The following is a 13,086-nucleotide window of genomic DNA, read 5'->3' on the forward strand; positions in this document are numbered from 1 at the left end:
CGCCGGCGCGGCGGCACGGGCCCCGCGCGGACCGGTCGCGGGTCAGCCGCGGATGACCACCTCGGCGCGCTGGAACTCCTTGAGCTCCAGGTACCCGGTGGTGGCCATCGAGCGGCGCAGCGCGCCCACGAGGTTGGACGTGCCGTCCACGTGGCGGGAGGGCCCGAAGAGGACCTCCTCCAGGGGGCCCACGGTGCCCACGCGGGTGCGGAGCCCGCGCGGCAGCTGCCCGTGGTGCGCCTCCGCGCCCCAGTGCCAGCCCTGTCCGGGCGCCTCCTCGGTGCGGGCCAGCGCGGTGCCGAGCATCACGGCGTCCGCGCCCATGGCGAGCGCCTTGACGACGTCCCCGGAGACCCCCACGCCGCCGTCGGCGATGACGTGGACGTAGCGCCCGCCGGACTCGTCGAGGTAGTCCCGGCGGGCGGCCGCGACGTCGGAGATCGCCGTGGCCATGGCCGCGTGGATCCCCAGCGTGTTCTGGATCCGCATGGACGCGCCGCCGCCGAAGCCGACGAGCACGCCGGCCGCGCCCGTGCGCATGAGGTGCAGCGCGGGCGTGTAGCCCGCGGCGCCGCCCACGATGACCGGGACGTCGAGGTCGTAGATGAACTTCTTGAGGTCCAGCGGCTCCTGGTTGCGGGAGACGTGCTCGGCGGAGACCGTGGTCCCGCGGATCACGAAGACGTCCACGCCGGCGTCCAGGACGGTGCGGTAGTGCTCCACCGTGCGCTGCGGCGTCAGGGACCCCGCGACGATGACGCCCGCCTCCCGGATCTGCGCCAGCCGGGCCGTGATCAGCTCCGGCTGGACGGGCGCCTCGTAGAGCTCCTGCATCCGGCGCGTGGAGGCCGGGGCGTCCTCGCCGGAGAGCGCCGCGATCTCGTCGAGCACCGGCTGCGGGTCCTCGTAGCGGGTCCACAGCCCCTCGAGGTCCAGCACGCCCAGTCCTCCGGCCCGGCCGAGGGCGATGGCCGTCTCCGGGGACGTCGCCGAGTCCATCGGGGCGCCCAGGAAGGGGATGGAGAACCGGTAGGCGTCGATCTGCCAGTCCGTGGACACGTCCCGGGGATCGCGCGTGCGGCGCGACGGGACGAGGGCGATCTCGTCCAGGGAGAAGGTGCGGCGGGCGCGTTTGGAGCGGCCGATCTCGATGTCGTAGCTCATGGTGTCCTTTCCGAACGGTGCTGCGGACGGTCGCTCAGCGCTGGTAGTTGGGTGCCTCGACGGTCATCGTGATGTCGTGCGGGTGGGACTCCTTGAGCCCGGCCGGCGTGATGCGCACGAACCGGCCCTGGTGCTTGAGCTCCTCGACGCTGTGGGCGCCCACGTAGAACATCGTCTGGCGCAGGCCGCCGTCGAGCTGGTGGACCACGGCCGAGAGCGGGCCGCGGTACGGGACCTGGCCCTCGATGCCCTCGGGGATGAGCTTCTCGTCGCTGGCGACGTCCGCCTGGAAGTAGCGGTCCTTGGAGTAGGAGGTGTTCTTGCCGCGGGACTGCATGGCCCCCAGGGAGCCCATTCCTCGGTAGGTCTTGAACTGCTTGCCGTTGACGAAGATCAGCTCGCCCGGCGACTCGTCGCAGCCGGCGAGCAGGGACCCGACCATCACGGAGTCCGCGCCGGCCACGAGTGCCTTGCCGATGTCGCCGGAGTACTGCAGGCCGCCGTCGGCGATCAGGGGCACGCCCGCCGGGATCGCCGCCTTCGCCGCCTCGTTGACGGCGGTGATCTGGGGGACGCCCACGCCGGCGATGATGCGGGTGGTGCAGATCGAGCCGGGGCCCACGCCCACCTTCACGGCGTCCGCGCCGGCGTCGACGATGGCCTGTGCGCCGTGGCGGGTGGCCGCCTGCCCGCCGATGACGTCGACGTGCGCGGCGGCGGTCTCCGCCTTGAGCCGGGCGATCATGTCCAGCACGCCCTGGGAGTGCCCGTTGGCGGTGTCGATGAACAGGGCGTCCACGCCGGCCTCGACGAGGGTCATGGCCCGCTCGAAGCCGTCGCCGAAGAAGCCGACGGCGGCGCCGACGCGCAGCCGGCCCTCGTCGTCCTTGGTGGCGTGGGGGTACTGCTCGGCCTTGGTGAAGTCCTTGATCGTGATCAGGCCCGTGAGCCGGCCGTCGTCGTCGACGAGCGGCAGCTTCTCGATCTTGTTGGTCGCCAGCAGCTGGTGGGCGTCGTCCTTCGCCATCCCGACCTTGCCGGTGATCAGCGGCATCGGCGTCATGATCTCGTGCACCCGTCGCCGCGGGAACTCGCTCTCCGGCAGGTACCGGGTGTCGCGGTTGGTGATGATGCCCAGCAGCTTCTGCTCGGCGTCCACGACGGGCAGGCCGGACACCCGGTAGTAGCCGCAGAGCCGGTCCAGCTCCTCGAGGGTCGCCTCCGGGGAGATGGTCACGGGGTCGGTGATCATCCCGGACTCGCTGCGCTTCACCCGGTCCACGTGCTCGGCCTGGTCCTGGATCGAGAGGTTGCGGTGGATCACCCCGATGCCGCCCTGGCGGGCCATCGCGATCGCCATCGAGGACTCGGTGACGGTGTCCATGGCGGCGGACAGCAACGGAACCTCCAGGCTGATGCGCCGGGACAGGCGGGTGCGCGTCGACGCCTCGGACGGGATGACGTCCGTGTTGCCGGGCAGCAGCAGGACGTCGTCGTAGGTCAGGCCGGTGAACCCGAAGGGGTCCTCGGACAGGGCGGTGGGGACGGCGGTATCCGACACGGTGGGGCCTTTCAGCTTCGAGGGAGTCGCACCCATTCTACGGGCCGGGCCCCGGCCGGCGGACGGCTGTGGCCGCTCTCACGACCCGACGGGGAACCCGGCCCCGTCCGCGAGCAGGGCCTCCTCGACCCGTTCCGCGAACAGGGGCGCCAGGGTCCGGACGTACTCGACGGTGAGGTGGTTGTTGTCCCAGTACGTGAACACGTTGCCGACGACCGGGGCGCAGGTGCCGTCCGGGCAGATGAGGTCTCCCATGTCGACCATCGTGACCCGCGGCAGCTCGGCCACCGGGGCCAGCGGGCTGTCCGGGCCCAGGATCACGTGGGAGGCGGTGCACTCGGCGGCGTCGGCCCCGTGGTCCGCGGCGCAGCGTGCGGGGACGAAGTCGAACCGGGCGTTGTCACGCAGCCCGACCACCTGGATGCCGCGCTCCGCCAGCCCGCGGATGCGCTGCTCCATCCCGGGGGTGAACTGCTCCTGGTCCTCGTCCGTGCTGCGGGTGCCCTGCACCAGCACCAGGTCCGGGCCCACGGCCTCCACCACGGGGTCGGTGCCCTCGAGCCAGCGGGCGCACGCCTCGTGGTCGGCCACCTGCTCCTCCGGCAGGGCGTACAGGCAGTTGCCGCGGATGTAGGTGACCACGCGCCAGTCGTTGCGCTCGGCCAGGAGCTCGACGGCCGGGATCCACTGGTGCACGTGGCTGTTGCCGATGACCAGCATCGTGGCGGAGGGCTCGGGGTTCGGGACGGTGTCGAAGCACCACTGCTGGAAGCGCTCGTCGATCCCCGTGCCGGGCGGGCAGGGCTCGCCGAGCGACGGCTTGGCGTACGGCTCCCCGGTGATCACGGGGATGGTCTCGGCGTCCGGGTCGCCCTGGTACCGGAAGCCCGGCAGCAGGGCGGCCGCCCCGGGGTTGTTGCGGTCGGCGGCGGCGGAGATCTCGAGGGCCCGCCGCTCCTCGGCCACCCGGGCCGCGGTCACGGGGACCGCGACCGCCGCGAGGCACACGACGATCACGGCGGCCAGCCGCAGCCGGCTCCGCTCGGGCCAGGCCCAGCGCTTGAGCGGGTCCTCGACCAGCCGGGTGACGAGCACCGCGAGCACCAGGCAGACCAGGACGATGGCCGCTCCGGAGCGGGGACCGGCCATGGGCCGGTCGCGCAGCACGAGGTAGGTGATCAGCACCGGCCAGTGGATGAGGTAGAGGGCGTAGGCGGAGTCCCCCAGCCGCACCAGGGGCGCCGAGGCGAGGATCCGGTCCAGGCCGAAGCGCGACCCGGACTGCCCGGCCACGATGATCGCCGCCGCCGAGAGCAGCGGCCACAGCGCGATCCACCCGGGGAACGCCCCCTGCACGTCGACGAGCACGCCCACCGAGACCATGCTCAGCAGCCCGGCCCAGCCGAGTGCCACGCGCCCCCTGCGGCCGGGCCGGATCCAGGGCACGGCCAGGGCCAGCAGCGATCCGAGGGCGAACTCCCACAGCCGGGTGCGGGTGTCGAAGTAGGCGAACTCCTGCTGCGCCGCCGTGCTGTGCACCGACCACGCCAAGGAGGCCGCGAAGACCAGCCCGAAGATCACCGCCAGCACCGGCACGGGGCTCCACCGGGTCCTCCGCGCGATCAGCCACGCCGCCCCGAACACCAGCGGCCACAGCAGGAACACCTGTCCCTGCACGGACAGGGACCAGAAGTGCTGGAACGGCGACGCGGTCGAGTGGTCGGCGGCGTAGTAGTCGACGGCGCTCAGCGCCAGCGCCCAGTTCTCCGCGTAGAACACCGAGGCCAGCGCCTCGGAGCGCCACTGCCCGGCGTCGTAGCCCGGGTAGAACAGCTCCACCAGCACCAGGGTGGCCAGGATGGTGAGCACCGCCAGGGGCAGCAGCCGCTTGAACACGTGCAGCCAGTACCGTCCCAGCGCCAGGGGCCGTCCCGCCTCGAGCTTGCGCACGAAGGACAGGGTCAGGAAGAACGCCGAGATCAGCAGGAAGACGTCCACGCCGCCGGAGACCCGGCCGAGGAAGACGTGGTAGACCACCACGAGCAGCACCGCCACCGCCCGCAGCCCCTGCACCTCGGGGCGGAACCCGGAGTACCGGCCTCCCCGCCGCTGCGCCGCGTCCTCGCCTGCGGAGGTCCCGGTGGACGGTTGCGGAGCGGTGGCGTGCACGGTGGCCACGGGGCACCTCCAGGGGGGAGCGTCCCCGGCGCGGCCGCGGGGCGGCGCCGGGAGGGGGGAACGGGGGGAGGACGAACGGAGGGGGAAGAACGAGGGGGACAACGAGGGGGAAGAACGAGGGGCGGGGCCGGGGGAAGGCCCGTCGTGACCTTATCGCACGACCGGCGCGGCGCGGGGCACCCGCCCACGGGGCGCCGTGCTGCGGCGCCGAGGCACGGGGCGCCGTGCTGCGGCGCCGAGGCAGGGGGCGTCCCGGCGCGGACGGCGCCGCACGGCACGGCTGCACGGCGGCGCGGGGCGGTGCCCACGGCGGGTCCCGGCGCCGCGGCCGGGTGCTGGTCAGGGCCGGAGGCCGTCCGTGCTGAGGGCCTCCCGGAACCGCTCGCCGAAGACCGGGGCGGCGCTCTGCGAGTACACCCGGCTGAGGTGGTCGTCGTCCCAGTACACGTAGACGTTGCCGACGACCGGCGGGCACTGCCCCGCCGGGCAGATCAGGTCGGTGAGGTCCAGGGTCGAGTAGAGCGGCAGCTCGCGGGCGAGCGGCAGCGCGGGATCGGGCGTGCCCACCATGGGGTGCGTGAAGGTGCACCGGGGGTCGTCCTCCCCGTTCAGCACTGCGCACTCGGCCGGCGCCTCCGGGAAGCGGGGGGTGTCGCGGATCCCGACGACGGGGATCCCGCGGTCGGTGAGCTCGCGGATCCGCTGCTCCAGGCCGGGCCGGAGGAACTCCCTCTCCTGGTCCGTGAACGTCGACTGGACCACGACGAGGTCGGGGTCGGCCGTGCCGATCATCTGCTCGGCGCCCTCGAACCAGGCCCGGCAGCTCTCCGAGCCCGGCTGGTCCTCGGCGGCGGCGTAGAAGCAGCCCGGCTGGATCCAGGTCAGCACCCGCCACCGCTCGGCCTCCGCGAGGGGCCGCAGCGCGGGGAGCCAGTGCTGCAGGTGGCTGTTGCCGAGCACGAGCACCGTCCGCTCGGGGGCCGCCTGCGCGACGCTCTCGTGGCAGAAGCGGCGGAGCTCCTCCGGCAGGGCGAGGTCCTCGGGGCAGGCCTCGCCGAGGGAGGCGGGCTGTCTCGGCAGGTCCTCCGGCAGGGGCAGGGTCGGGGCGTCCGGGTCGCCGCGGAACTCGAAGCCGGGCTCGAGGACGGCGGCCCCGGGGTTGTTGCGGACGGCCTCGGACTGGATCCGGTCGGCACGCCGGTCCTCCACGTGCTGCCAGGCGAGCACGGGAGCGGCGACCAGGGCGAGGCAGAGCACCACGACCCCGGCGAGGCGCCGCTTGTTCCGCTCCGGCCACGCCCAGGCCTTGAACCGGTCCTCGACCAGCCGGGTGGCCAGCACCGCGAGCACCAGGGACACGAGGATGATCACCACCCCGGAGCGGGGCCCGGCCATGGGCCGGTCGCGCAGCACGAGGTAGGTGATCAGCACCGGCCAGTGGATGAGGTAGAGGGCGTAGGCGGAGTCCCCCAGCCGCACCAGGGGCGCCGAGGCGAGGATCCGGTCCAGCCCGAACGGGGACCCGGTCCGGCCGGCCACGATGATCGCGGCCGCCGAGAGCAGCGGCCACAGCGCGATCCACCCGGGGAACGCCCCCTGCACGTCGACGAGCACGCCCACCGAGACCATGCTGGCCAGCCCCAGCCAGCCCAGGGCCACTCGGGCGGTCCGCGGCGGCCTCAGGTACGGCAGGGCGAGGGCGAGCAGCGATCCGAGGGCGAACTCCCACAGCCGGGTGCGGGTGTCGAAGTAGGCGAACTCCTGCTGCGCCGCCGTGCTGTGCACCGACCACGCCAGGGAGGCCAGGAACACGGCGCCGAACATCGCGACCAGGACGGGGACGGGCCGGAGGGTCCCCCGCCGCGTGAGGAGCCAGGTGGCGGCGAAGATCAGCGGCCACAGCAGGAACACCTGTCCCTGCACGGACAGGGACCAGAAGTGCTGGAACGGCGACGCGGTCGAGTGGTCGGCGGCGTAGTAGTCGACGGCGCTCAGCGCCAGCGCCCAGTTCTCCGCGTAGAACACCGAGGCCAGCGCCTCGGACCGCCACTGCCCGGCGTCGGAGCCGGGGTAGACGGCGGCCACCAGGACGAGGGTGCCGAGGATGGTGAGCACCGCCAGGGGCAGCAGCCGCTTGAACACGTGCAGCCAGTACCGTCCCAGCGCCAGCGGGCGCCCCGCCTCGAGCTTGCGCACGAAGGACAGAGTCAGGAAGAACGCCGAGATCAGCAGGAAGACGTCCACGCCGCCGGAGACCCGGCCGAGGAAGACGTGGTAGACCACCACGAGCAGCACCGCGACGAACCGCAGCCCCTGCACCTCGGGGCGGAACCCGGAGTACCGGGCCACCCGCCGGGCCGTGGCCGCATCGACGCCTCCGGGGCCGTCCGCGGACGGGGCCCCCGGCCCCGGACGCGGGGCACCGGCCTGCACCGTGCTCACGAGGGCACCTCCTGGAGCAGCGTGCCGGGGAGCCGCGTCTCGAGGGCCGGCGCCATCGTCCGCGCGTAGGTCCACGTGAGGTGGTGCGGGTCGAAGAAGACGTGCACGTTGCCCACCACGGGGCGGCACAGTCCCTCCGGGCAGATGAGGTCGGTGAGGTCGAGCGAGGCGAAGCCGTTCCGGTCCTGGAGGGCGTCGGCCGGGTTGACGGGGGCCAGGACCTGCTCGACGGGGACGCGGCACTGCTCGGCGTCCTGGCCGTGGCGCTCGGCGCACTCGTAGGGGTTGAAGTCGAACCGGGGGTTGTCCCGGAAGCCGACGACGTCGATGCCCTGGCCCGTGAGGCGGTCGACCAGTTCCGGGAACCCGCCGACCAGGGCCTCGGCGGGGCCGTCCATCCGGGCCGCGTAGGTCGAGGTCGTCATGACCGCGTCCGGCGCGAGCCGCTCCACGTACTCGATCGCCGCGTCGTTGCCCGCGTGGCACGCGTCCCCCTCCGGGCGCACCGCGAAGGCGCAGCCCGGCTGCAGCACGGCGACGAGCTGCCAGTTGCGCTCCTCCGCGAGGGGGATCACCGCGCCCATGAACTGCTCCATGTGGGAGTTGCCGACCACCGCGATCGTGCGCTCGGGATCCGGCAGGGCCGGGCTCTGGCGGCAGTACTGCTCGAGGACCTCCTGCTCGGGGGCGAACGCCCCGGAGCAGGGCTCGGGCAGTCCCACCCACTCGTCGCCCAGCGCGGAGGCCAGGGGCAGGGTCGGGGCGTCCGGGTCGCCCCGGAACTCGAAGCCCGGCTCCAGCACCGCGGCCCCCGGATTGTTGCGGGCGGCCTGCTCCGCCAGCACCGCCGCCCGCCGCGCGTCGGCCTGCTGCCACACCAGCACCGGCACCGCGACCAGCGCCAGGCTCACCGCCACGGACACCGCCAGCCGCCGCTTGTCCCGCTCGGGCCACGCCCACCGCTGGAACGGGCGCTCCACCAGCTTCGTGGCGGCCACCGCCAGCACCAGGGAGACCAGGATGATCACGACCCCCGACCGCGGACCGGCCACCGGCCGGTCCCGCAGCACCAGGTAGGTGATCAGCAGCGGCCAGTGCACCAGGTACAGCGCGTACGAGGCGTCCCCCAGCCGCACCAGCGGCCGGGAGGCCAGGAGCCGGTCCAGGCCGAACGGGGAGCCGGACTGTCCGGCGACGATGACCGCCGCCGCCGAGAGCAGCGGCCACAGCGCGATCCATCCCGGGAAGGCGCCCTGCACGTCGATCAGCACCCCGACCGAGACCATGCTGGCCATCCCGGCCCAGCCCAGCGCCACGCGCATCGCCCGCGGCGGGTGCAGGTACGGCACCGCCAGAGCCAGCAGCGAGCCCAGGGCGAACTCCCACAGCCGGGCCCGGGTGTCGAAGTAGGCGAACGCCTGGTCCGTGGCGGTCGTGTGCACCGACCACGCGAGGGAGACCGCGAAGATCAGCCCGAAGCACACGGCCAGCACCGGCACCGGCCGCCACCGCCCGCTCCGGCACACCAGCCACGCCGCCCCGAACACCAGCGGCCACAGCAGGAACACCTGTCCCTGCACCGACAGGGACCAGAAGTGCTGGAACGGGGAGGCCGTGGAGTCGTCGGCCGCGTAGTAGTCCACCTGGGCCAGCGCCAGCGCCCAGTTCTCCACGTAGAACACCGAGGCCAGGGCCTCCGTGCGGACCCGGTCGATCCGCGCCTCCGGGAAGAACCACCACGCCAGCACCAGGGTGGCCAGGACGGTGAGCACCGCCAGGGGCAGCAGCCGCTTGAACACGTGCAGCCAGTACCGTCCCAGCGCCAGCGGGCGCCCCGCCTCGAGCTTGCGCACGAAGGACAGGGTCAGGAAGAACGCCGAGATCAGCAGGAAGACGTCCACGCCCCCGGACACCCGGTCCAGGAAGACGTGGTAGACCACCACGAGCAGCACCGCGACGAACCGCAGCCCCTGCACCTCGGGGCGGAACCCGGCGTACCGGGCCACCCGCCGGGCCGTGGCCGGCTCGACACCGGCGGGCGTGCTCTGCTCACCGAGGGTCGTCATGGGCATCTCCTGGGAACACCGTGCCGCTGGGGGCGCGGCAGTGGTCGGGCGGACCCCCGCACTCTACCGGAGGTCACGGTGCGCACCCCGGGACGGCGACGGACCCGCCCCACCGGTGGTGGGACGGGTCCGAGGGCGAGCCGGGTCGGTGCTGTCGGTCAGTGCTGGTGGCTGTGCCCGTCGTCGTCGGCGGGCTTGTCCGTCACGAGCGTCTCGGTGGTCAGCACGAGCGCCGCGATGGACGCGGCGTTCTGCAGCGCCGAGCGGGTGACCTTGACCGGGTCGATGATGCCCGCGCCGACCATCTCGACGTACTCGCCGGTGGCGGCGTCGTAGCCGTGGCCGGCCTCGAGCTCGGCCACGCGGGAGGCCACCACGGCCCCGTCCTGGCCGGCGTTCTGGGCGATCCAGTACAGCGGCTGCCGGAGGGCGCGGCGGACGATGCCGAGGGCGGTCGCGGCGTCGCCGGTGAGCCCGAGGTCGGACTCGTCGAGGACCTTCGCGGCCTGCACGAGGGCGGTGCCGCCGCCGGAGACGATGCCCTGCTCGAGGGCCGCGCGCGTCGAGGACACGGCGTCCTCGATGCGGTGCTTGCGCTCCTTCGCCTCCACCTCGGTGGCCGCGCCGACCTTGATCACGGAGACGCCGCCGGCCAGGCGGGCGAGGCGCTCCTGCAGCTTCTCGCGGTCCCACTCGGAGTCGCTGCGCTCGGCCTCGGCGCGGATCGTGGCGACCCGGTCCTCGATCTCGGCCTGGGTGCCGCCGCCGTCGACCAGGGTGGTCGTGTTCTTGGTGACCGTGACGCGGCGGGCGGTGCCCAGCTGCTCCAGCGTGACCTGGTCGAGGCTGATGCCCAGTTCGCTGGTGATGAGCTGGCCACCGGTGAGGACGGCGAGGTCCTGCAGGATCGCCTTGCGGCGGTCGCCGAAGCCGGGGGCCTTGAGGGCCACGACGTCGAGGGTGCCGCGCAATTTGTTGACCACCAGGGTGGACAGGGCCTCGCCCTCGACGTCCTCGGCGATGATGGTCAGCGGCTTCTTGGCCTGGAGGACCTTCTCCAGCACGGGCATGAGCTCCGGGACGGAGGAGATCTTGCCCTGGTACAGCAGCACCAGGGAGTTCTCCATGACCGCTTCCTGGCGCTCGGCGTCGGTCACGAAGGACGGGGACAGGTAGCCCTTGTCGAACTGCATGCCCTCGGTGACGTCGAGCTCGACCTCGGTGCTCGAGCCGTCCTCGATCGTGATGACGCCGTCCTTGCCGACGGTCTCGAAGGCCCGGGCGATGAGCTCGCCGATCGCCGGGTCCTGCGCCGAGATGGTCGCCACGTGGGCGACGTTGGCGCCCTCCACGGGGCGGGCGTTCTCGAGCAGGCGCTCGGAGACGGCCTCGACGGCCTTCTCGATGCCGCGCTTGAGGCTCAGCGGGTCGGCCCCGGCGGCCACGTTGCGCAGGCCCTCCTTGACCAGGGCCTGGGCGAGCACGGTGGCGGTGGTGGTGCCGTCGCCGGCGACGTCGTTGGTCTTGGTCGCCACCTCCTTGGCGAGCTGGGCCCCGAGGTTCTCGTACGGGTCGTCGAGCTCGACCTCGCGGGCGATGGTCACGCCGTCGTTGGTGATGGTGGGGGCGCCCCACTTCTTGTCGAGCACCACGTTGCGCCCGCGCGGGCCGAGGGTGACCTTGACGGTGTCGGCGAGCTTGTTGACGCCGTTCTCGAGGGACTTGCGGGCGGCGTCGTCGAACGCCAGCTGCTTGGCCATGGGCGAAGAGCTCCTTCTGGGGTGGCTGGGGTCGCCAGCGGATGTCGGGGATCTGGATCGGCGAAGGGTGCCCGCCGCGGGCCCGCCGGAACAGCGGGGCGTGCGGCGGGCACCCTTCGTCAGGACTGCGCGGTCTGCGCCGGGTCGGTGCGGCCCGGTCTACTTCTCGACGACGGCGAGCACGTCGCGGGCCGGGAGCACCAGGTACTCCTCGCCGTTGTACTTGACCTCGGTCCCGCCGTACTTGGAGAAGATCACGACGTCGCCCTCCTTGACGTCGACCGGGATGCGGTTGCCGGAGTCGTCGACACGACCGGGACCGACGGCCAGAACCTTGCCCTCCTGGGGCTTCTCCTTGGCGGTGTCCGGGATGACGAGACCGGACGCGGTGGTCTGCTCAGCGGCGAGCGGCTGGACGACGATGCGATCCTCGAGAGGCTTGATGGAGACCGACACGATCTCTCCTTGTCTGTAGGGGTGGAAAACGGTGGGCGACCGCGGGCGGAGCCCGCCGTCGGGCTTCGGGCCGGTCGGCGCACCGACCGCCGTCGCGGTGCCGGTCGATCGCCTGGCCCTTAGCACCCTCACCCGGAGAGTGCCAAGGCCAACTGTAGGAGGGGGCTGGCAGTCGGTCAAGGCGAGTGCCAATGGGCGGGGCGGCCGGGAACGGCGCTGAACGAATTACGTCACGCCGGTGTTCGCCAATGATTTGCCTCACGCCCGCACGACCCTCTAGGTTGAGCGGTAAGGCAACCCTTACCTCGGCCGAGCAGCGGTGCCCTCCCCGTCGTCCCCGCACACCGGTGTGCGGGTTCGTCGCGCCCACCGGACCCCGCCGGTGTCCTCCGCCCCGGAGCACGCCGGCGCCCCCTGCACGAAGGAAGACCATGAACCGCACTCTCCGACACCGCTCCACCGCCCTGCTGGCCGCCGTCTCGGCCCTGGCCCTCGCGGGCTGCTCGACCTCCGGCGCGGCGACCACCGAGGAGGGCTCGCCGAGCGCCGCCTCGGCGGAGACCGTCAGCGTGGAGCACGCGCAGGGCACCACGGACGTCCCCGTGGACCCGCAGAACGTGATCACGTTCGACCTCGGGGTCCTCGACTCGATGCAGGCGCTGGACGAGGACGTCCAGGGCCTGCCGAAGGGCGGCAGCCTGCCGGAGCAGTTCTCCGAGTACGGGTCGGACGAGTACGTCAACGCGGGGTCCATGAAGGAGCCGGACCTGGAGGCCGTCGCCGAGGCCGCCCCGGACCTGATCATCATCTCGGGGCGCACCGCCGACTTCTACGACGAGCTCGCCGAGATCGCCCCCACCGTGGACCTCTCGCTCGACCAGACCGACGCGCTGAACTCCTTCACCGACCAGTCCCGGACGCTCGGCGAGATCTTCGGCAAGGAGACCGAGGTCGAGGAGCGGCTGGCCGCCATCGAGGAGCAGGTCGAGGAGACGAAGGCCCGCACCGCCGAGGCCGGCACCGCGATGTTCGTGCTGACCAGCGCCGGCGAGGTCAACGCCTACGGCCCGAACTCGCGCTTCGGCAACATCGTCTTCGACCTGCTGGGCTTCGAGTCCGCCGCCGACGTCCAGGCCGAGGGCACCCACGGCGAGGCCGTCTCCTTCGAGGCGATCGCCGCCGCGGACCCCGACCACCTCTTCGTCCTGGACCGCGACACCGCCATCGGCCAGTCCGGCGGCGAGGCCGCCCAGCAGGTGCTCGACAACGAGCTCGTCAACGGCACCTCCGCGGCGCAGCAGGACCGGATCACCTACGTGGACAGCGCGAGCTGGTACCTGGTCGGCTTCGGCCTGGACAACTTCCCGGCCATGATCGGCGAGATCCAGGACTCCCTCTCCTGATCCGCCGGCCCGGTCGAGCGCGACCCCCGGCTGCTCCGCACGGCGACCACCCGGCG

The 13,086-nt window shown here is 72.8% G+C and carries 8 protein-coding genes; 1 reads left to right on the forward strand and 7 read right to left on the reverse strand.

Annotated features, from left to right (window positions below):
- Positions 1-42: 42 nt before the first annotated feature.
- The 7 genes from ACYVM4_RS04340 to groES form a co-directional block, all read right to left on the reverse strand.
- Complete coding sequence (locus ACYVM4_RS04340; protein WP_368820354.1) at positions 43-1,164, reverse strand: GuaB3 family IMP dehydrogenase-related protein; 1,122 nt, start codon at positions 1,162-1,164, stop codon at positions 43-45.
- Between the two features lie 34 nt (positions 1,165-1,198).
- Positions 1,199-2,725 (reverse strand): IMP dehydrogenase, encoded by a 1,527-nt coding sequence (gene guaB, locus ACYVM4_RS04345; protein ID WP_438612792.1) that lies wholly within the window; start codon positions 2,723-2,725, stop codon positions 1,199-1,201.
- Positions 2,726-2,803: 78 nt separating this feature from the next.
- On the reverse strand, positions 2,804-4,903 hold the full coding sequence (locus ACYVM4_RS04350) for an acyltransferase family protein (protein ID WP_460667744.1): 2,100 nt from the start codon (positions 4,901-4,903) through the stop codon (positions 2,804-2,806).
- A gap of 339 nt (positions 4,904-5,242) precedes the next feature.
- Positions 5,243-7,345, reverse strand: coding sequence for an acyltransferase family protein (locus tag ACYVM4_RS04355; RefSeq protein ID WP_460667745.1), 2,103 nt, complete (start codon positions 7,343-7,345; stop codon positions 5,243-5,245).
- Positions 7,342-9,411: an acyltransferase family protein gene (locus tag ACYVM4_RS04360; RefSeq protein WP_460667746.1), complete on the reverse strand. Its 2,070-nt coding sequence runs from the start codon at positions 9,409-9,411 to the stop codon at positions 7,342-7,344. The genes ACYVM4_RS04355 and ACYVM4_RS04360 overlap by 4 nt, the downstream gene beginning before the upstream one ends.
- Positions 9,412-9,569: 158 nt before the next feature.
- Entirely contained in the window at positions 9,570-11,171 is a 1,602-nt protein-coding gene (gene groL / locus ACYVM4_RS04365; RefSeq protein WP_368820363.1) for a chaperonin GroEL, read from the reverse strand.
- A gap of 159 nt (positions 11,172-11,330) precedes the next feature.
- A complete protein-coding gene (gene groES, locus ACYVM4_RS04370; RefSeq protein WP_047801805.1) occupies positions 11,331-11,627 on the reverse strand; it encodes a co-chaperone GroES in 297 nt (98 codons plus the stop codon).
- A 431-nt stretch (positions 11,628-12,058) separates the two neighbouring features.
- On the opposite strand from groES, the gene ACYVM4_RS04375 reads away from it, so the two are divergent.
- Complete coding sequence (locus tag ACYVM4_RS04375) at positions 12,059-13,030, forward strand: siderophore ABC transporter substrate-binding protein (protein WP_460667747.1); 972 nt, start codon at positions 12,059-12,061, stop codon at positions 13,028-13,030.
- Positions 13,031-13,086: the final 56 nt, after the last annotated feature.

This window comes from Kocuria himachalensis (genome assembly GCF_054784195.1).

What these genes read in the sequence shown, in the direction of transcription:
- ACYVM4_RS04375 (WP_460667747.1), top strand. Translation starts at nt 12,059, where the DNA reads ATGAACCGCACTCTCCGACACCGCTCCACCGCCCTGCTGGCCGCCGTC.
- ACYVM4_RS04340 (WP_368820354.1), bottom strand. Translation starts at nt 1,164, where the DNA reads ATGAGCTACGACATCGAGATCGGCCGCTCCAAACGCGCCCGCCGCACC.
- ACYVM4_RS04360 (WP_460667746.1), bottom strand. Translation starts at nt 9,411, where the DNA reads ATGACGACCCTCGGTGAGCAGAGCACGCCCGCCGGTGTCGAGCCGGCC.
- groL (WP_368820363.1), bottom strand. Translation starts at nt 11,171, where the DNA reads ATGGCCAAGCAGCTGGCGTTCGACGACGCCGCCCGCAAGTCCCTCGAG.